Source organism: Kosakonia oryzendophytica (genome assembly GCF_900094925.1).
GTDB classification, from domain to species: Bacteria; Pseudomonadota; Gammaproteobacteria; order Enterobacterales; family Enterobacteriaceae; genus Kosakonia; species Kosakonia oryzendophytica.
The window spans coordinates 141423-160925 of the sequence record NZ_FMAY01000010.1; the positions used below are offsets into that span (position 1 = coordinate 141423).

At 52.3% G+C, this 19503-nt stretch carries 17 protein-coding genes; 7 read left to right on the forward strand and 10 right to left on the reverse strand.

Features of this window, described 5'->3' with window-relative positions; all coding sequences use genetic code 11:
- Positions 1-77 precede the first annotated feature (77 nt).
- Both GA0061071_RS17120 and yccS read left to right on the forward strand, forming a co-directional pair.
- Positions 78-524, forward strand: a complete 447-nt coding sequence (locus GA0061071_RS17120; RefSeq protein ID WP_061494717.1) for a YccF domain-containing protein — start codon at positions 78-80, stop codon at positions 522-524.
- A 17-nt stretch (positions 525-541) separates the two neighbouring features.
- Positions 542-2668, forward strand: coding sequence for a YccS family putative transporter (yccS, locus tag GA0061071_RS17125; RefSeq protein ID WP_088236574.1), 2127 nt, complete (start codon positions 542-544; stop codon positions 2666-2668).
- Here the strand turns inward: yccS and GA0061071_RS17130 are convergent.
- Complete coding sequence (locus GA0061071_RS17130) at positions 2665-3285, reverse strand: TfoX/Sxy family DNA transformation protein (protein ID WP_061494715.1); 621 nt, start codon at positions 3283-3285, stop codon at positions 2665-2667. The two genes, yccS and GA0061071_RS17130, sit on opposite strands and share 4 nt — an antisense overlap.
- 217 nt (positions 3286-3502) lie before the next feature.
- On the opposite strand from GA0061071_RS17130, the gene sulA reads away from it, so the two are divergent.
- Both sulA and ompA read left to right on the forward strand, forming a co-directional pair.
- Complete coding sequence (gene sulA, locus GA0061071_RS17135) at positions 3503-4012, forward strand: SOS-induced cell division inhibitor SulA (RefSeq protein WP_061494714.1); 510 nt, start codon at positions 3503-3505, stop codon at positions 4010-4012.
- A 367-nt stretch (positions 4013-4379) separates the two neighbouring features.
- Positions 4380-5432, forward strand: coding sequence for a porin OmpA (gene ompA / locus GA0061071_RS17140; protein ID WP_088236575.1), 1053 nt, complete (start codon positions 4380-4382; stop codon positions 5430-5432).
- 79 nt (positions 5433-5511) lie between these two features.
- Here the strand turns inward: ompA and matP are convergent, their stop codons facing one another.
- Complete coding sequence (matP, locus tag GA0061071_RS17145) at positions 5512-5964, reverse strand: macrodomain Ter protein MatP (RefSeq protein WP_061494712.1); 453 nt, start codon at positions 5962-5964, stop codon at positions 5512-5514.
- Positions 5965-6144: 180 nt separating this feature from the next.
- Between matP and GA0061071_RS17150 the strand changes: the two genes are divergently transcribed.
- On the forward strand, positions 6145-7905 hold the full coding sequence (locus GA0061071_RS17150) for an AAA family ATPase (protein ID WP_061494711.1): 1761 nt from the start codon (positions 6145-6147) through the stop codon (positions 7903-7905).
- A 69-nt stretch (positions 7906-7974) separates the two neighbouring features.
- Positions 7975-8493, forward strand: a complete 519-nt coding sequence (gene fabA, locus GA0061071_RS17155) for a bifunctional 3-hydroxydecanoyl-ACP dehydratase/trans-2-decenoyl-ACP isomerase (protein ID WP_061494710.1) — start codon at positions 7975-7977, stop codon at positions 8491-8493.
- 81 nt (positions 8494-8574) lie between these two features.
- Here the strand turns inward: fabA and rmf are convergent, their stop codons facing one another.
- The 6 genes from rmf to rlmKL all read right to left on the reverse strand — a co-directional run bounded on the left by rmf (position 8575) and on the right by rlmKL (position 16504).
- A complete protein-coding gene (rmf, locus tag GA0061071_RS17160) occupies positions 8575-8742 on the reverse strand; it encodes a ribosome modulation factor (protein WP_071889965.1) in 168 nt (55 codons plus the stop codon).
- Positions 8743-8995: 253 nt separating this feature from the next.
- Complete coding sequence (gene pqiC / locus GA0061071_RS17165) at positions 8996-9568, reverse strand: membrane integrity-associated transporter subunit PqiC (RefSeq protein WP_088236576.1); 573 nt, start codon at positions 9566-9568, stop codon at positions 8996-8998.
- Positions 9565-11205 (reverse strand): intermembrane transport protein PqiB, encoded by a 1641-nt coding sequence (pqiB, locus tag GA0061071_RS17170; protein WP_061494708.1) that lies wholly within the window; start codon positions 11203-11205, stop codon positions 9565-9567. The genes pqiC and pqiB overlap by 4 nt, the downstream gene beginning before the upstream one ends.
- A complete protein-coding gene (gene pqiA, locus GA0061071_RS17175; RefSeq protein WP_061494707.1) occupies positions 11195-12463 on the reverse strand; it encodes a membrane integrity-associated transporter subunit PqiA in 1269 nt (422 codons plus the stop codon). Before pqiA ends, pqiB begins: the two co-directional genes overlap by 11 nt.
- A 12-nt stretch (positions 12464-12475) precedes the next feature.
- The gene (locus GA0061071_RS17180; RefSeq protein ID WP_088236577.1) at positions 12476-14383 is read right to left on the reverse strand and encodes an ABC transporter ATP-binding protein; all 1908 of its coding nucleotides are present in this window, start codon (positions 14381-14383) and stop codon (positions 12476-12478) included.
- A gap of 12 nt (positions 14384-14395) precedes the next feature.
- A complete protein-coding gene (gene rlmKL / locus GA0061071_RS17185; RefSeq protein WP_088236578.1) occupies positions 14396-16504 on the reverse strand; it encodes a bifunctional 23S rRNA (guanine(2069)-N(7))-methyltransferase RlmK/23S rRNA (guanine(2445)-N(2))-methyltransferase RlmL in 2109 nt (702 codons plus the stop codon).
- A gap of 100 nt (positions 16505-16604) precedes the next feature.
- On the opposite strand from rlmKL, the gene GA0061071_RS17190 reads away from it, so the two are divergent.
- Positions 16605-17714, forward strand: coding sequence for a YcbX family protein (locus GA0061071_RS17190; RefSeq protein ID WP_088236579.1), 1110 nt, complete (start codon positions 16605-16607; stop codon positions 17712-17714).
- On the opposite strand, the gene zapC is transcribed toward GA0061071_RS17190, so the two are convergent.
- Positions 17711-18253: a cell division protein ZapC gene (zapC, locus tag GA0061071_RS17195; RefSeq protein ID WP_061494703.1), complete on the reverse strand. Its 543-nt coding sequence runs from the start codon at positions 18251-18253 to the stop codon at positions 17711-17713. The genes GA0061071_RS17190 and zapC overlap by 4 nt on opposite strands.
- A gap of 169 nt (positions 18254-18422) precedes the next feature.
- Positions 18423-19433, reverse strand: coding sequence for a quinone-dependent dihydroorotate dehydrogenase (pyrD, locus tag GA0061071_RS17200; RefSeq protein WP_061494702.1), 1011 nt, complete (start codon positions 19431-19433; stop codon positions 18423-18425).
- Between the last annotated feature and the right edge of the window lie 70 nt (positions 19434-19503).

The window sequence follows — 19503 nt, forward strand, 5'->3', positions numbered from 1 at the left end:
CAGAGAATTGGTGCTCCAGTCCAAAAAATCGTTACAATTGCCAGGACATGTTGTTCACCGTATTACACCGAGGTTTTATGCGTACCGTTCTGAATATTCTGAACTTTGTGCTTGGTGGTTTTGCCACCACATTAGGCTGGCTGCTGGCCACACTGGTGAGTATGGTGCTGATTATCACTCTGCCGCTGACACGCTCCTGTTGGGAAATTACTAAACTCTCCCTGGTACCTTGGGGAAATGAAGCGATCCATGTTGACGAACTGGCTCCCGAAAGCAAAAACGCGCTCTTTAACGCAGGCGGTACCGTACTTAATATCATCTGGTTTGTGCTCTTTGGCTGGTGGCTGTGCGTCATGCACATTGTCGCCGGGATTACACAGTGTCTGACCATTATCGGCATTCCCGTTGGCGTAGCGAATTTTAAGATAGCCGCCATTGCCCTGTGGCCGGTTGGCCGCCGTGTGGTCTCTGTCGAAACAGCCCGTGCCGCACGCGAAGCCAATGCTCGCCGTCGTTTTCAGTAACTGGATTGCCATTCACTATGTTGAGCCCCCTTATTCGTCGCTACACATGGAACAGTGCCTGGCTTTATAACGTCAGGATTTTTATCGCCCTTTGCGGAACCGCGGCGTTGCCCTGGATGCTTGGTGAGGTAAAACTGACGATTCCGTTGACGCTCGGCGTTGTCGCAGCAGCGCTGGCGGATCTGGATGATCGTCTCACCGGACGTCTGCGTAACCTCAGCATTACGTTGATTTGCTTTTTTATCGCCTCAGCGTCAGTCGAATTGCTCTTTCCATGGCCATGGCTGTTTGCCATTGGTCTGGTCAGCTCAACGATTGGTTTTATTTTGCTGGGCGGACTTGGCCAACGTTATGCCACCATCGCCTTCGGCGCGTTGCTCATTGCGGTCTATACCATGCTGGGGATCTCGCTGTTTGATCAATGGTATCAGCAACCCCTACTGCTGCTGGCAGGCGCCATCTGGTTTAACGTGTTGACTCTGGTCGGCCATCTGGTCTTCCCGATTCGCGCGCTACAGGACAATCTGTCACGTTGTTATGAAGGGCTGGCGCACTATCTGGAGTTAAAATCACGGTTGTTTGACCCGGATATTGAGGATGAAAGCCAGGCGCCTTTGTACGATCTCGCACTGGCCAACGGTCAACTGGTGACAACGCTGAACCAAACTAAAGCGACGCTTCTCACCCGGCTACGTGGAGACCGCGGGCAGCGCAGCACGCGCCAGACGCTCCATTATTATTTCGCCGCGCAGGACATCCACGAACGCGCCAGTTCGTCGCATATTCAGTATGAAACGCTACGTGAACACTTTCGCTATAGCGATGTTATGTTTCGCTTTCAGCGACTGTTGTCGATGCAATCTCAGGCCTGTGCTCAGCTTTCCCGAGCAATTTTGCTGCGCGTGCCCTATCAACATGATACCCGTTTCGAACGGGCATTCGTGCACCTGAATGCTGCGCTGGATCGTATTCGCGTCAATGGCGCGACATCGCCTGAGCATATGAAAGCGCTCGGCTTTTTGTTGGACAATTTACGCGCCATTGATGCACAACTGGCAAGTATTGAATCCGGTCAACCACAACCGTTGTCAGCAAGCGACACCGAAAACCAGCTCGCCGATGACAGTCTGAGCGGCTTCAGCGATATCTGGCTGCGGATACGCAACAATTTATCGCCAGAATCAGCATTATTTCGTCATGCTGTACGCATGTCTGTGGTGCTATGTATTGGTTATGCGTTTATCCAAATCACCGGGCTACAGCATGGTTACTGGATCCTGCTCACCAGCCTTTTTGTGTGCCAACCGAACTACAATGCCACACGCCATCGCCTGACTTTGCGCGTAATTGGCACGCTGGTGGGGGTCGCTATTGGTTTACCTGTCCTCTATTTTGTTCCTTCCCATGAAGGACAATTAATATTAATCGTTATCACTGGCGTGCTGTTTTTTGCCTTCCGCACTGTCCAGTATGCACACGCGACAATGTTTATCACCCTGTTGGTATTGCTATGTTTTAACCTGCTGGGAGAAGGTTTCGAAGTTGCGATTCCACGTATTATCGATACCTTTATCGGATGTGCCATCGCCTGGGCAGCAGTGAGTTTTATCTGGCCCGACTGGCGTTTTCGCCATTTATCACGCGTTACGGAACAGGCATTTGACGCCAATTGCCGTTACCTCGATGCTATTCTTGAGCAGTATCATCAAGGACGAGATAACCGCCTGGCTTACCGCATTGCCCGCCGGAATGCCTACAACCGCGATGCAGAACTGGCTTCTGTTGTATCGAACATGTCCACCGAACCTGGTGCGTCCCCGGAACTTCGCGACGCAGCCTTCCGATTGTTGTGTCTGAACCACAGTTTTACCAGCTACATATCAGCATTGGGTGCACACCGTGAACGACTCACGCAGCCCGATATTTTGCGCCTGCTTGATGATGCCGTGTGTTATGTCGACGACGCCCTGCACCACCTCCCTGCCAGTGAGGGACGCGTGCAGGAAGCACTCGCCGACTTATCACAAAGGATTAAACATCTGGAACCACGTCCGGACAGCAAAGAGCCACTGGTGCTTCAGCAAATTGGATTACTCATCGCTTTACTGCCGGAAGTGTGCCGTCTGAAACGGCAAATCGCTTAGTATGGCTTATTCCCCTTTGTTACCAGTTCATTAAACCACTCCAGCAACTCCTGGCGTTTGTTCGCCGGGAGTGCGGCTTCATGAAGGCCAATAATGGCACCTTCAAGGGCGAAGAGAACTTTAACGCTGAGCTGCTGATTCATTTTTCTTAATCTGAGCCAACATGCTTTCGCGCCAAGTAAACGAAGCGTATGCGCATCCAGCACCCCGGCATCATGCAACAGAGCCTCAAGCTGGAAAGTAAGATTAGGCAGATCGCGCAGGCGCAACCGAGTTGTTCGCTCTATTTTCTCCCTTTTCGCTGCGCTGAGTGAAAATGCGGAAAGCTCCAGCAATAATGCGCGATCGCCCCACAAACGTTCATCCACGAAGTAGTAATTTAACGAAACCCGACGGCCACGCTTATTGAACATCAGCATGGGAGCCTGCCTGGTGACGGTATAATGTGCACTTTCTTCACATGCGCGCAGATAAAGTTCTCCGCCAGCAACCATTGCAAAAACCGTTTTGTCTACCGACAAACTGTAACCACCAAAATGGGCGCGATAACAAATATCCCCAAGAGGTGCGAGCCATTCGCATGACTGATAGATCCGTTGATGTGATATGTCTTCCATGATTATTCCTTTAAAAATCACGTAGTAACAACAATAACATTATTATCGGATCCGTTAATCAGGAACATAGGCAACTGAGGACGGGACAGCAAGAAAATTTTACGTAACGCGGCGGGGACTGAGCAAAAATGCGAGTTACTTTCAGAAAATGAGGTTGATCTTTGAACGCTCAAACGCTACTGTATGTTTATACAGTAACCACAGGGCTGGATTGATTATGTACACTTCAGGTTATGCTAATCGTTCAACAAAATTGGCTTCCACACTCAGCACAGCAAATCGCGCTGACTCCACCGACGCCGCTGCGGGGCTGATTACCGAGGTTGTCTATCGTGAAGACCAGCCTATGATGGCGCAACTTCTTTTACTTCCCCTGCTGCAACAGCTCGGGCAGCAATCACGCTGGCAGCTATGGCTCACGCCGCAGCAGAAACTGAGCCGTGCGTGGGTACAATCTGTCGGCTTACCTCTTACCAAGGTTATGCAAATCAACCAACTGTCGCCTGGCGTGACGCTGGAGTCCATGATCCGTGCATTGCGCACCGGCAATTATAGCGTGGTAATTGGCTGGCATGCGGAAGAACTGACGGAAGAAGAGCACCACCGACTGGCAATGGCAGCAGAGGAAGGCAACGCAACAGGCTTCGTTATGCGCCCGTTACGCCATGATTCTCTGGGTGCGAGACAGCTTTCAGGGATAAAAATTCACTCTAATTTGTATCATTGAGTAAATTTAAGATTTATCCTGGTATGTTTTTTAAGAATCACTGGCATGACCAATTTATCAGTCAAATACAGCGACAAAGCCTGCGTGGCGCGCTTCGCAGGCTAACGACATCGCCTAAAGCGTAGTCAAAAATGTTAAATAATGTGTACACAAAGTCTTTTTTTTCATATGCCTGACGGAGTTCACACTTGTAAGTTTCCAACTACGTTGTAGACTTTACATCGCCAGGGGTGCTCGGCATAAGCCAAAGATATCGATAAAGATATCTCCTGAGTTATTAGTGAGCAACGCCCCCGGTGAAGGATTTAACCGTGGCTTCTCTTAGAGATTCCCATGGCGATTTTTGGATGATAACGAGGCGCAAAAAATGAAAAAGACAGCTATCGCAATTGCAGTGGCACTGGCTGGCTTCGCTACCGTAGCGCAGGCCGCTCCGAAAGATAACACCTGGTACACAGGTGCTAAACTGGGCTGGTCTCAGTTCCACGATGTTGGTAACAACCAGATCCCTAACGATGGCCCGACTCACGAAAGCCAATTAGGTGCTGGTGCGTTCGGTGGTTATCAGGTTAACCCGTATGTTGGCTTTGAAATGGGCTACGACTGGTTAGGCCGTATGCCGTACAAAGGCGACACTGTGAACGGTGCTTTCAAAGCTCAGGGCGTTCAACTGACCGCTAAACTGGGTTACCCGATCACTGATGATCTGGATGTTTACACCCGTCTGGGTGGTATGGTTTGGCGTGCAGACGCTCAGAACAACCTGGGCTTCAAAGATCATGACACCGGTGTTTCCCCTGTATTCGCAGGTGGTGTTGAGTGGGCAGTTACCCGCGATATCGCTACCCGTCTGGAATACCAATGGACCAACAACATCGGTGATGCAAACACCGTTGGTGGTCGTCCGGACAACGGTCTGCTGAGCGTAGGTGTTTCCTACCGTTTCGGCCAGCAGGAAGAAGCTGCACCGGTAGTTGCAGCTCCGGCACCAGCTCCGGCTCCGGAAGTACAGACCAAACACTTCACTCTGAAGTCTGACGTTCTGTTCAACTTCAACAAAGCAACCCTGAAACCGGAAGGTCAGCAGGCGCTGGATCAGCTGTACAGCCAGCTGAGCAACTTGGATCCGAAAGATGGCTCCGTAGTGGTTCTGGGCTTCACAGACCGTATCGGTTCTGACGCTTACAACCAGGGTCTGTCTGAGAAACGTGCTCAGTCCGTTGTTGATTACCTGGTATCTAAAGGTATCCCGGCTAACAAAATCTCCGCACGTGGCATGGGCAAATCCCAGCCGGTTACCGGCAGCACCTGTGACAACGTGAAAGCGCGTCCTGCGCTGATCGATTGCCTGGGTCCGGATCGTCGCGTTGAGATCGAAGTTAAAGGCATCAAAGACGTTGTAACTCAGCCGCAGGCTTAAGTTTACGTCTATGAAAAAACCCCGCCAGTGTGCGGGGTTTTTTATTTTCCGTACACTGGCGGAATAAACAAAGGACTCGTTATTCTTTCCCGAGTAGCGCCTTCAGGTCATGCTTCAATGTTGACATCTGAGAAGCATACTTCTCTTTATGCTCCGCATCCTCAATCAACTGCACAATGGTTTCCGAAAGCGTTTTTCCTCGCCGTTGCGCTAATCCGGCTAACCGCTGCCAGACTACAAATTCCAGGTCGATAGATTTCTTGCGCGTATGCTGATGTTCAGCATTGAAATGCCGCTTACGTCGGGCACGGATGGTCTGCTTCATCCTGTTGACCAGAGCCGGGTTCATATGCTGCGCAATCCAACTGTTAACCAGTACCGGTTCATTTTCGAGGGTCAACAATACATCGACGGCATCTTTTGCTGCACTGGCTTCGATATAGCGCGTGATAAGCTCTCCTTCACGATGCTTCTTAACCAGATACTTCCACTTCCAGCCGCTTTCGAGATTTTCCAGTTGTTGATATTTCATTGCGATCCCAATGTTACCGTGTAACTCAATTCAGAATATCAGTTTTTGTCGGCTCTGCTGAAAAGAAATCACCCTTTGCGAGTTGCAATCAACGTTCCTGTGCCAAAAGCGCGTAATCCGTGTGCTACGTCAGCGTTTACGGTATAATCCCGCCTTTTACATCAGACTAAAAAAACGACTTTGACCATTACAAAACTTGATTGGAACGACGTGGTTCCTGATACCGAAAGCTATCGGGAAGTATTTGAATCGTCCGAATTAGCGCGTGAGACTGATTTCTCACTGGCCGATACACAACCCCGATTACAATATGCGCTCGAGCAACTGCTCTATCCGCTGGCAACGTCACGCTTTTTACTGGCTAAAGCGCCGGAAGAGATCGAGTATCTTGAGCTTATTACCAGCGCGACCGAAGAACTTATTCCCGAAGAACGCCCGCTTGTTGGCGGTCAATATCATATAAATGATTCAACCGTACGCTTTGATGCATCTGTGGATGCTCAGTCAGATTTCGTTGGCAGTAAAGCAGCGGTCTTTGCTGATTGGGTAGAAGCAGAACAATTGTTCGGCTGCCTGCGGCAATTCAATAACCAAATCACCCTGCAACCAGGTTTGGTGCACCAGGCAAACGGCGGCATTCTGATTATCTCCCTGCGCACGCTATTAGCCCAGCCACTGCTCTGGATGCGCCTGAAAGCCATGGTAACGCAGCGGCGTTTTGACTGGGTTTCCTTTGATGAATCCCGTCCACTGCCGGTGATTGTGCCATCCATGCCGCTCGACCTGAAAGTCATCCTGGTGGGTGAACGCGAATCGCTGGCAGAGTTTCAGGAAATGGAGCCAGAGCTCGCAAGCCAGGCAATTTACAGCGAGTATGAAGAAACGCTGCAGATCGCTGATGCCGAAACGATGGCGGTATGGCGTCATTGGGTTGAACAAACCGCGCGCAGCGCACAACTCCCCTGCCCGGCCACAGACGCATGGCAGACATTGATCCGTGAAGCGGTGCGTTATACCGGCGATCAGGAAACATTGCCACTGTGCCCACTATGGCTCACCCGTCAGCTACGTGAGGTCGCGGCAATGTCCACCGGTGACACCTTCCGCGGTGAAGAGTTACAAGCGATGCTCGCTCAGCGCGAATGGCGGGAGGGTTTCCTTGCCGAACGCATGCAAGATGAGATTTTGCTGGAGCAGATCCTCATCGAAACGGAAGGTGCGCAAGTAGGTCAAATTAATGCCCTGTCGGTCATTGAATTCCCGGGTCACCCGCGCGCCTTTGGTGAACCTTCACGCATCAGCTGTGTTGTACATATTGGCGATGGTGAGTTCAACGATATTGAACGCAAAGCAGAACTCGGCGGCAACATCCATGCGAAAGGCATGATGATCATGCAAGCGTTTCTGATGGCAGAACTGGAACTGGAACAGCAAATCCCCTTCTCCGCGTCGTTGACCTTTGAACAATCCTACAGTGAAGTTGACGGCGATAGCGCTTCAATGGCGGAGTTGTGCGCATTAATCAGTGCGCTGGCGGAAGTCCCACTCAATCAGAACATTGCGATTACGGGTTCAGTGGATCAATTCGGTCGCGCACAACCTGTCGGTGGCCTGAATGAAAAGATTGAAGGATTTTTTGCCATCTGCCAGCAGCGTGAACTGACGGGCAAACAAGGTGTAATTATCCCGGCGGCAAATGTGCGCCACTTGTGTCTGCACCAGAATCTGTTAGATGCCCTTCAGGCAAACCAATTTTTCATCTGGGCAGTAGACGATGTAATGGATGCACTACCCTTATTAACGGGCCTGACATGGGATGCTGAGGGGCAGAATAACCTCAAGCAAGTCATTCAGGAACGCATTGCCCAGGCAACGCAGCAAGATGCACGTCATCGCTTTCCATGGCCGCTTCGCTGGTTAAATTGGTTTTCGCAAAACTGATCGGACTTGTTCAGCGTACACGTGTTAGCTATCCTGCGTCCGAAACTACATATAAGGCTTACTGAGAACATGGTAGATAAACGCGAATCCTATACTAAAGAAGATCTTCTTGCCTCTGGTCGCGGCGAACTGTTTGGTGCAAAAGGCCCGCAATTGCCGGCCCCGAGCATGCTGATGATGGACCGTGTGGTCAAAATGACGGAGACCGGCGGCAACTTTGATAAAGGCTATGTCGAAGCTGAACTGGATATCAATCCCGACCTGTGGTTCTTTGGCTGCCATTTTATTGGCGATCCAGTGATGCCGGGCTGTTTAGGTCTGGATGCAATGTGGCAGTTGGTTGGCTTCTATCTGGGCTGGTTGGGCGGCGAAGGTAAAGGCCGCGCGCTGGGTGTGGGCGAAGTGAAATTTACCGGTCAGATCCTGCCGACAGCCAAACTCGTTACCTACCGCATCCACTTCAAGCGTATTGTTAATCGCCGTTTGATTATGGGTCTGGCAGATGGCGAAGTGCTGGTCGACGGTCGCGTTATCTATACTGCAAACGATTTGAAAGTCGGTCTGTTCCAGGACACCTCTGCTTTCTGATTTCACATGAGAGCGGGCTTTACAGCCCTGATACAGGCGAAACCTCCGCAATGCGGAGGTTTCTTTTTTAAAGAGACAGAATCAGGCAATTACGGCCCTGTCCTCCATGGCTTGCCGCCAGCCTCCCAGCCACTCGGACCTTTGATTCAGGGTTTGGTACGGACACATTTCTTTTGGGCGTCCGGTAATACCAGCCTGATAACCACGTTGATGTGCCCGTTCCAGGCGATCTCGTTTTTGTCTCTTCATGCCTCGTTTCCCTCATTATTTGATCTGGTGGAAAAGAAAACAGTGGTCACTAAGTGTGCAACCACAAGTTACGAATACCTTGAATAGACCGGGTCGTCAATGCGCAAAATTCACGCCAGTGTCATAATTGTGAGCTACACAAAAGTTCATTTGTACAAAAAATGTGAACAAGCACAAGTAATGGTCTGAGTGAACACAAAAAAAAACCGCCAGCGCTTTCGCATCTGACGGATTTTTTAGCCATTATATTTTGTTATGGCAGACGATTTAACTCATTTGCCATACTGGTCGCTTCCTGCTGCCATCCCTGCGCCAGCATTTTAACCATTTCATCATACCCGTCCTGCTGCTGTTTCAGCTCAATATGAAACGATCGCTTGATCAGCCTCCCCTGATGCTTAAGCAGCCACTCACCGGCGATAATAACCCGACCGTCATAACGTCCATGAAAACCCGTAACAGTGACGTTCAGCGTATCCTGCTCGCTGCCCAACGGTTGTGATGCAACAACCCATCCCGGTAACTGATTGCTTAAATTTGCCACCAGCGTATTACGCAGTTGCTGATCGAGCGGGCTGGCCCAGAGATTATTATTGGCAATGACATACTGCACATCGGTGGTTTGGTAAACCACGCCGTTACCGGCCAGGTAATCCGGTACAGACACCTGCTCAACCCAGAGCTGGCGGTTTCCCTGGCTCTGCCCGGTGCTGGTTTTGACCGCCATCTGCGCGGGTGAAGGTAACTGATAGTAGCTTTTGTTATCCCCCGTACTGCTACAGGCAGCCAACAGCATGACAATGCCGGTCAGTATGCTTTTTCTCATTGTTTTGCCCTCTTCGGCTGCGGATCGGCTTTCCCTTTCGCTTCGAACACCAGCGCGTTGCTCTTATCATTAAGCGTTTTCAGCACCGGTTGTAGTTCACGCAGCACCTGGTCAAGACGCTGCATGTCTGCCACCATCTTGTTATACGCGGCAGACCCGGGTTGGAAGCCCTGCATGCTGCGGTTCAGTTCCCGCAATGTCGTTTGCATATCCGCCGGTAATTGTTGCATTGACTGGCTGGCCGTCAGCTTATTGAGATTATCCAGCGTCGTCTGCAAGCGTTTAAGCGTTTGCTGGCTCTCCGACAACGTACTGGTCGCCTGTTCGATCATCGGATTCAGCGGCAGATTGTTGATCTTATCCAGCGTGTCCATCAAACGCTGCTGGATTTGAGCCAGACCACCGCTCACCGTCGGGATAATCTGATAACCGGCAAATTCACGCATCCCGCTAACCGCAGGGACGTTGTTGTAAAAATCGAGATCCACATACAATGCGCCGGTTACAATGTTGCCGGTTTTCAGCGAGCCGCGCAGGCCACGTTTAAGCAACTCGTTAAGGTGCGCGCTCATATCCGGATCTTCACCAAGCTGGTTAATTAACCGCCCCGGTTCAATACGGATCAAAATCGGTATCCGGTAATCATCGTTTAACGCCTGACGCATGCCTGCGGTAAAGAACGGCACCTTGCTGACGGTCCCTAAACGAATGCCACGGAACTCAACGGGGGCGCCGGGTTGCAAACCACGAATAGAGTCTTTAAAGAACATCAGGTAATCAATGTGATCGGTATAGAGCGACTCCTGAATGCTGCGCTGATCGTCATACAGGGTAAACGCCGTTTTTTCACCAACGGGCTGACCTAAATCGACACCTTCCGGCACATCAAAGCTCACGCCACCACCGAATAGCGTCGCCAGTGACCCCATTTCTACCCGCATGCCCGCCGAGGTGAGATCCACCGCTATACCACTGTCCTTCCAGAAACGCACATTACTGGTCACCAGCCTGTCGTTAGGAGCATTGATAAAAAGCTGATAACTCATCGTACGTTTTTGTGTATCGAAGGTGCTGGTTTCAACCGAGCCGACGCGGTAGCCACGAAACAGCACCGGATCCCCGGGGGTTAATTGCCCGGCTTTATTGCTGTCGAGGATCACCCGGATGCCTTTCGCATCCGGCGGTGCCAGCGGCGGCGAATCCAGCAAATTGTAGCGCTCGGGTTGATTACCTTTATTACCCGGTTGTAATTCAATATAGGCACCCGAAAGCAGGGTTCCCAGCCCACTGATCCCTTCACGGCCAACCTGCGGCTTCACCACCCAAAAGACGGAATCATCGTGCAGCAGCTTTTCCATTCCGGCGTTAAGCCGCGCTTTGATTTCGACATGGGTTAAATCATCGGTCAGCGTCGTGCTTTCCACCACACCGACATCCACGCTGCGGCTTTTAATGGTGGTCTTACCACCGACAATGCCTTCTGCATTGGTGGTGATCAGCGTCACTTCCGGGCCCTGATGACTGTAATGATAAAAGAGGATCCACGCGCCAACCAGCGCGGTCACAATCGGGAAAATCCACACCGGCGACCAGTTTCTTACCTTTTGCACGTTGGCTTCCCCACTTTTATTCTCCATGCTCTAACGACTCCTCATGGCGCGTTAGCGGTTCACGATCCCAGGTCAATCGGGGATCGAAAGTCATTGCCGCAAACATCGTGATAATTACGACCAGCGCAAACATTAGCGCACCCATTGCAGGGTAGATATTCATCAACCCCCCCATACGCACCAACGCGGAGAGTACGGCAATAACAAACACATCGATCATCGACCAGCGCCCAACAAACTCGACCACCTCATAAATAATGTGCATTCGCTCGCAATCGCGCTTGCCATGCCCTTTCGCATCGATGCATAGCCAGGCGATACCGATCATTTTCAACGTCGGCACCATAATACTGGCGATAAAGATCACCAGTGCCACCGGGTACGACCCCTCACTCCAGAGTAAAATCACCCCAGCAAGGATCGTGGACGGCATACGATCCCCCAGCAGATCCGTCACCATAATGGGAAGAATATTCGCCGGCAGGTAGAGCAGAATGGAAGTGACCAGCAGCGCCAGCGTCCACTGGATACTGTTTCGCCGTCTGGCCTGCCCGCGCGTATGGCAGCGCGGGCAAACCGGTTGATCAATCGCAACAATCGCCGTACAGCACGGACATGAGCGTAGCCCCTGGCGGATCCCCGGCACCCCGATATGCAGCGTCTGCGCAGGTTTTGGAGCCGGCGCGATGTCGTCCCATAGCCAGTGGCGGTCAACACACTGAAAGGCCCGTAACTGTAACAGGCAAAACAGACACCATGGAATAAAGCTACTGCCGATGCCCACATCACCATAGGCCATCAGCTTCACGAAGCTCACCAACACGCCCGCCAGGAAGATCTCCGCCATTCCCCAGCTTTTCAGTTGAAACAGGATCCTCGCCAGACCAATTTTCAGGCGAAAATCCATCGGCACGCGGTTGACCAGCAACAAGATAGTCACCAGGCAAAATGCCGGGACTAGCTGAACAAACAACAAGAAGAAAGTGCCAAGACTGGCGTAATCCTCAGAAAACATCACCCGGGGAATTTCCAGCAACGTTACTTCGCTGGTCACACCGGCCACTTTCATATTGACGAAGGGAAAGAGGTTTGAGAGCAACAGCATGAACAAGGCCACGATGGCATAGGCAGTAGGACGCTGCCGCGGCGCGTCCCACTCGGTCGTCAGTGTTGAGCCACAGCGCGGGCAAGTAGCTTTATGCCCGTGCTGCAACGGTGGCAACGCCACCAGCATGTCACATTGTGAACAGAGGATGTGACGAGTGGCGTGGTGGTGTTCACACATACAGGCTCCCTTTTATGCGCCGTTTTTCAGAGCCTCCAGATACTCCCAGCGTTCAAACGCGTCTTCCAGCGCCTGCTCCGCCGAAGCCATATCAGCTAAGACTTTCTGCGTATGATCATGCGGCTGACTAAAGAAGGCGGCATCCGCCACCTGCGCCTGCAGAGATTCCAGCGCAGCTTCCAGCTGTTCCAGCTTCTGGGGCAGTTGTTCCAGCTCACGCTGCAGGTTATAGCTTAGTTTGTTGGTGCTTCGTTTGACAGTTTCTGCTTTGGCGACCGCCGCTTCCGTATTTTTTTTCACGGCGGCCTGTTTTTGCGCTTGTGAAGCAGACTGCTGACCGCGCGCATCGTGATAACCGCCAACATACTGGCCAATGCGCCCTTCACCTTCGAAGATCCAACATTCGGTCACGGTATTATCCACAAACTGGCGATCGTGGCTAACCAGCAGCACAGTGCCCTGATAGCTGTCGATCAACTCTTCCAGCAGTTCCAGTGTTTCAACATCCAGATCGTTGGTCGGTTCATCGAGGATCAGCAGGTTACTGGGTTTCAGGAACAAACGTGCCAGCAACAGGCGGTTACGCTCCCCACCGGAAAGTGCACGTACTGGCGTCATCGCCCGTTTTGGATGGAACAGGAAGTCCTGCAAATAACCCAAAATATGGCGCGGTTTACCGTTGACCATGACTTCCTGTTTGCCCTCGGCCAGGTTGTCCATCACCGTTTTTTCCGGATCCAGTTCCGCACGGTGTTGATCAAAGTACGCCACTTCCAGCTTGGTGCCCACATGCACGCGACCACTATCCGCCTGCAACTGGCCCAGCATCAGTTTCAGCAATGTCGTCTTACCACAGCCGTTAGGGCCGATGAGGGCAATTTTGTCGCCCCGCTGGACCTGCGTAGAGAAATCGCGCACCAGCACCTTTCCCTCAACCCCGTAGTTGACGTTTTCCATCTCAAAGACGATCTTGCCGGAGCGGGAAGCTTCTTCCACCTGCATTTTCGCACTGCCCATCACTTCCCGGCGCTCGCTACGCTCACGACGCATCGCTTTCAGCGCACGAACGCGGCCTTCGTTTCGGGTACGACGCGCTTTGATGCCCTGACGGATCCAAACTTCTTCCTGTGCCAGCTTGCGGTCAAACTCAGCATTTTGCAGATCTTCCACGCGCAGCGCTTCTTCTTTATCCAGCAGATATTGGTCATAATCGCCAGGGTAAGAGACCAGCTTGCCGCGGTCGAGGTCGACAATGCGCGTCGCCATATTGCGGATAAATGAGCGGTCATGGGAAATAAAGATGATAGTGCCGCCAAACGATTTCAGGAACCCTTCCAGCCAGTCGATGGTTTCGATATCCAGGTGGTTCGTCGGTTCATCAAGTAGCAGTACACGCGGGGCGCTAACCAGCGCGCGACCTAACGCGGCTTTACGCAACCAGCCGCCGGACAACGAGGAAAGCGCCATGTCCGCAGTCAGACCCAGCTGCGCCAGCACCTCGTTAATGCGGTTTTCCAACTGCCACAAACCGTGATGATCCAGCAGCTCCTGTACCCGCGCCAGTTCGGCAAGGTTTTTGTCGCTTGGATCGCTCATCACCAGATGCGAAATATCGTGATAACGCTTGAGGTATTCCGCCTGCTCTTCAATGCCCTCAGCGACAAAGTCGTATACGCTGCCGGTGACGTTGCGCGGCGGATCCTGTTGCAGACGCGCCACCACTAAATCCTGCTCATAGACGATGCGTCCATCATCCAGGTTGACTTCCCGGTTGAGGATCTTCATCAGCGTTGATTTACCCGCCCCGTTGCGCCCTACCAGGCACACGCGTTCGTTTTCTTCGATATGCAGCTCTGCATTATCGAGGAGCGGCGCATCGCTGAACGACAGCCACGCGCCATGCATACTGATCAATGACATTTATTTATCCTTTCAGGCTGCGGTAATCAGCCAGCAGTTATGGATTTGACGGTTGCGGGCAAAGTCCTGCGACTGCGTTTTTTGGGTGATTTCTTGTGCTTTCAGCCCCAGTTTCGCCAGCCCGTCGAGATCCATACGGAAACCGCGTTTGTTATTGGAAAACATAATTGTGCCGTCCTTGCGCAGCAGGCGTTTCAGATCCTGCATCAGGCGCATATGGTCGCGCTGCACATCAAACGAGTCTTCCATGCGTTTTGAGTTCGAAAAGGTCGGCGGATCGATAAAGATCAGATCAAACTGCTCGTCAGTATCGCGCAGCCAGCCAAGGCAGTCCGCCTGAATCAGACGATGCGCACGACCGCTCAGACCGTTGAGGCGCAAGTTGCGTTCCGCCCACTCAAGGTAAGTGCGGGACATATCCACGGTGGTGGTGGAACGTGCGCCACCTAAACCTGCATGTACGCTGGCGCTACCGGTATAAGAGAAGAGGTTCAGGAAATCCTTACCCTTACTCATCTGGCCCAGCATACGGCGAGCAATGCGGTGGTCGAGGAACAGGCCGGTATCCAGATAATCCGTCAGGTTGACCCACAGACGAGCGTTATATTCGCTCACTTCCATAAAGTCGCCCTTCTCGTTCATCTTCTGATACTGGTTGTTGCCTTTCTGCCGCTCACGGGTTTTCAGTACCAGTTTATTCGGCGCAATACCGAGTACCTGAATGGTGGCAGCGATAATATCGAACAGGCGCTGACGCGCTTTCTGCGCATCCACGGTTTTCGGCGGTGCGTACTCCTGCACCACCACCCAATCCGCGTAGCGATCGACCGCCACGTTGTAGTCGGGTAAATCGGCATCGTACAGACGGTAACATTCGATACCCTCCTGGCGCGCCCACTTCTCCAGTTTTTTCAGGTTCTTGCGCAAGCGGTTAGCGTAATCTTCCGCCATCGCCGGGGCTTTCGCTTCGCCGGTATTTTCCGCCAGATGGTAGTTTTTCTGCACGCAATCCAGCGGGCCATTCTTGGCTTTGAACTGGCGCTCTGCACGCAGCTGTAGGCAATTGAGCAAATCGACCGACGCACTGAACAGCGACAGGTTCCAGCCGCCGAACTGCGCTTTCAGCAAGCGCCCCAGCAGACTGTGCAGCGCAATCAGCGCCGGTTCGCTTTCGAGACGCTCACCGTAGGGCGGGTTGCTGATGACCGTACCGTACGGGCCTTTCGGCAGCGGATTACTCAGTTGTGCGACATCTTTCGCCTCAAAGGTGATCAGTTCACCCACCCCGGCGCGACGGGCGTTTTTACGGGCGATTTCGACCACGCGCGCGTCGTTGTCGGAGCCATAGAAACGGGATTCATAACCGGCAATCCCCTGACGGGCGCGGGTTTGCGCCTCGGCTTTCACTTCTTGCCACAACACGTCATCGTGCTGTGCCCAGCCGCTAAAACCCCAATGACCGCGATGCAGACCCGGCGCGCGATCGGTTGCCGCCATCGCCGCTTCAATCAGCAATGTGCCGGAGCCGCACATCGGATCCAGCAACGGCGTGCCCGGCAGCCAGCCGGAACGCATCACAATCGCCGCCGCGAGATTTTCTTTAATTGGCGCCATACCAGTGCGATCGCGGTAGCCGCGTAAGTGCAAGCCTTCGCCGCTCAAGTCAAGAGAGATATTCGCGGTGTCCTGATTCAGCCAGACATTAATGCGTAAATCCGGCATGTCACGCTCAACATTCGGACGCGGAAGATTTTTACGGGTAAAGCTGTCGACGATGGCGTCTTTCACTTTCAACGCGCCGTACTGGCTGTTGCGGATCTCATCATTCAGCCCACTGAAATGCACCGCGAAGGTCGCGCCCGGGTTAAAAATCTCTGTCCAGTTAATCGCCTGCACGCCCAGGTAAAGATCAAGGTCGCTATACACCTTGCATTCTCCGAGTGGCAGCATAATGCGCGAAGCCAGACGACTCCACATCAGGCTCTGGTACAGGAGCCGTGTGTCACCTTCAAAATGGACACCACCCTGAACAACACGGCACTCTACAGCACCGAGTTTTTCCAGTTCAGTTTTTAACAGCTCTTCCAGCCCACGGGCCGTACTGGCAAACAGAGAAATCATAATGTCACTTATACTCAACGAAAATTGTTGCGCATTATAGCTAATCTGGCGTTCATGTCATAAAGTTGAGGGCTAATTTTCGTCTGACAGGGGGCAAGACGTGCCGACTCTTTCACGTCTTTTTATCCATCCGGTGAAATCCATGCGCGGCATTGGTCTGACGCATGCATTAGCCGACATTAGCGGTCTCTCGTTTGATCGCATTTTTATGATCACCCAACCCGATGGCACCTTTATTACTGCCCGCCAGTTTCCGCAGATGGTGCGCTTTACGCCATCACCGCTGACGGATGGTCTGCATCTGACCGCACCGGACGGCAGCAGCGCAGTGATCCGCTTTGCTGATTTTGCGCCCGACGCCGCCCCAACGGAAGTCTGGGGTAACCATTTTACCGCACAGGTTGCGCCCGATGAGATTAACCGCTGGCTGAGCCACTTTTTCTCGCGTGATGTCCAGCTTCGCTGGGTGGGATCGACGCTGACCCGCCGGGTAAAGCGTCACGAAGATGTCCCATTATCCTTTGCGGATGGCTTCCCTTATTTGCTCACCAACGAAGCTTCACTGCGTGATTTACAACAACGCTGCCCGGCCAGCGTCAAAATGGAGCAATTCCGTCCCAACCTGGTGGTGACGGGCGCGCAGGCGTGGGAAGAAGACAACTGGAAAGTGGTGCGCATTGGCGATGTGATTTTTGATGTGGTCAAACCGTGCAGCCGCTGCGTGTTTACGACTGTCAGCCCGGAAAAGGGTCAAAAACACCCTACCGGCGAGCCATTAACGACGCTGCAAGGGTTCCGTACCGCGCAGGACAATGGCGACGTGGATTTTGGGCAGAACATGATTGCCCGCAACAGCGGTGTGATCCGGGTGGGTGATGAGGTTACCATTCTGGCTACCGCTCCGGCTAAAATTTACGGTGCCGGTGCCGTGGCGGAAACATTGTCACCAGAAGTCCTGCCGGAAGGCGCAGTGGATATCAGTTGGCAGGGGCAGACGTTTCGCGGTAACAACCAGCAAGTGCTGCTGGAACAGCTTGAAAATCAGGGGATTCGCGTACCCTACTCCTGTCGGGCGGGAGTCTGCGGCTGTTGCCGGATACGGTTAGTGGAAGGTGACGTCAGCGCCATGAAAAAATCGGCGGTCGCGCAGGATGGTTCGATTCTCTGCTGTAGCTGTATACCGAAGACATCACTGCGGCTGGAGGCTTAAACCGCCTGTTCATAGCGAATGCCAACGGCGTGCGTGTGCGGCTTCAGGCGATCGTTCATGATTTTGATCGCATCGCCAAGCTGCATCGTACGACCGGCAATGACCACGCCAGGCTGCGCCAGCAGACAGAGCGTTGCGTTTTCACCCGGTTCCACCACCAGCAAATTGACGCACTCCTGCGTGTCACTCAGCCAGACGCAGGCCCCTTCTCCCGTCGCAGGCGACCAAAGTTCGCCGTGAGATAAAAAGTGCCAGCTTTTCGGCATTTGCGGTTTCAGGAAGCGAATGGCGACCAATGCATTGAGCACCAGCTCTGCACGTTGCTCATTGGACAAATCGAGATCGCGGCATTTTTCATCAAAAGAGAAATAGAGAGCCGCATCGTCGACACAAAAACCTGAGGGCGAAAAAGCATCCGGTGTCAGCATTTTACCGGCAAAGCGCGAACGAAATAACATGCCGTTGGCTAAGTCGAGCATCATACGGTCATGCTCGCCATCAAAATACCAGCGCCAATTGTCGTCAGGTTTAATTCGCATTTTCCTCTCCCGTCCCCATAAACATCCTGTTACTTTTTCATCCTTTTTGCCGCCTCGGTTATTACCCTAATAATGAAAGACTAAAATGTTTAAATTAGCAACAGTGACGGAATATAAAACAACCAGGGCGGGAAATAAAGCCCTGGTGGTTCAGGAAAAGGAAAAAAGATTAGATATGGGTGACAATTTCTTTAATCAGTGGCGGGCCTTTAAAAATAAAGCCAGAATAAATTTGCACCAGTGTTGCGCCTGCGGCCACTTTTTCCCGAGCGGCGATCACCGAGTCAATGCCGCCGACACCGATAATAGGTAACTGACCCTGTAATTCCTGAGACAGACGGCGAATTATTTCAGTACTTTTTAATTGTAATGGACGGCCACTTAAACCACCGGTTTCATCACAATGTTTCATTCCCTGCACGAGGGATCTATCCAGCGTCGTATTGGTAGCGATAACGCCGTCAATATTGTGGCGAACTAAACTGTCCGCCACCTGGATCAATTCTTCTTGCGAAAGATCCGGTGCGATCTTCACCGCTACCGGTACATATTTATGGTGGCGATTCTGTAGATCGTTTTGCTTATTTTTAATTGCCGAAAGCAGATCATCCAGCGCTTCGCCATATTGCAGGGTACGTAACCCCGGCGTATTCGGCGACGAGATATTAATCGCGATATAACCTGCATAAGCATAGATTTTCTCCATACAAATCAGGTAGTCATCTTTGCCCTGCTCGACTGGCGTATCTTTATTTTTGCCAATATTGATACCGAGTACACCGTCAAAATGCGCTTTCTTAACATTCTCGACCAGGTTATCAACACCGAGATTATTAAAGCCCATCCGGTTGATCAAACCTTCGGCATCTACCAGACGGAAGATCCTCGGTTTGTCATTGCCCGGCTGTGGACGAGGCGTCACGGTGCCGATTTCGATGGAGCCGAACCCCATCGCCCCAAGTGCATCAATGCATTCGCCGTTTTTATCCAGACCTGCCGCCAGTCCAAGCGGATTCTTAAAGGTCAGCCCCATACATTTTACCGGTTTCTCCGGTACACGCTGGCGGACAAGCGCTTCCAGCGGTGTGCCCGTGACACGGCGTAATTGTTGAAATGTTAATTCATGAGCGCGCTCTGGATCGAGCTGGAAAAGGGCTTTACGAACGAAGGGATAGTACATGAACTCTCCTGGATTCCCGGTGTGCAAACCGGGGGCGTATTATCTGCGAAACCCCCGGCAAATGGAATTG

Bases quoted from the DNA above. Each gene is read 5' to 3' on its own strand.
- ompA (WP_088236575.1), top strand. From the start codon at position 4,380: ATGAAAAAGACAGCTATCGCAATTGCAGTGGCACTGGCTGGCTTCGCT.
- pqiB (WP_061494708.1), bottom strand. From the start codon at position 11,205: ATGGAGAATAAAAGTGGGGAAGCCAACGTGCAAAAGGTAAGAAACTGG.
- GA0061071_RS17120 (WP_061494717.1), top strand. From the start codon at position 78: ATGCGTACCGTTCTGAATATTCTGAACTTTGTGCTTGGTGGTTTTGCC.
- rmf (WP_071889965.1), bottom strand. From the start codon at position 8,742: ATGAAGAGACAAAAACGAGATCGCCTGGAACGGGCACATCAACGTGGT.
- matP (WP_061494712.1), bottom strand. From the start codon at position 5,964: ATGAAATATCAACAACTGGAAAATCTCGAAAGCGGCTGGAAGTGGAAG.
- pyrD (WP_061494702.1), bottom strand. From the start codon at position 19,433: ATGTACTATCCCTTCGTTCGTAAAGCCCTTTTCCAGCTCGATCCAGAG.
- pqiA (WP_061494707.1), bottom strand. From the start codon at position 12,463: ATGTGTGAACACCACCACGCCACTCGTCACATCCTCTGTTCACAATGT.
- yccS (WP_088236574.1), top strand. From the start codon at position 542: ATGTTGAGCCCCCTTATTCGTCGCTACACATGGAACAGTGCCTGGCTT.
- GA0061071_RS17180 (WP_088236577.1), bottom strand. From the start codon at position 14,383: ATGTCATTGATCAGTATGCATGGCGCGTGGCTGTCGTTCAGCGATGCG.
- sulA (WP_061494714.1), top strand. From the start codon at position 3,503: ATGTACACTTCAGGTTATGCTAATCGTTCAACAAAATTGGCTTCCACA.
- rlmKL (WP_088236578.1), bottom strand. From the start codon at position 16,504: ATGATTTCTCTGTTTGCCAGTACGGCCCGTGGGCTGGAAGAGCTGTTA.
- zapC (WP_061494703.1), bottom strand. From the start codon at position 18,253: ATGCGAATTAAACCTGACGACAATTGGCGCTGGTATTTTGATGGCGAG.
- GA0061071_RS17130 (WP_061494715.1), bottom strand. From the start codon at position 3,285: ATGGAAGACATATCACATCAACGGATCTATCAGTCATGCGAATGGCTC.
- pqiC (WP_088236576.1), bottom strand. From the start codon at position 9,568: ATGAGAAAAAGCATACTGACCGGCATTGTCATGCTGTTGGCTGCCTGT.
- fabA (WP_061494710.1), top strand. From the start codon at position 7,975: ATGGTAGATAAACGCGAATCCTATACTAAAGAAGATCTTCTTGCCTCT.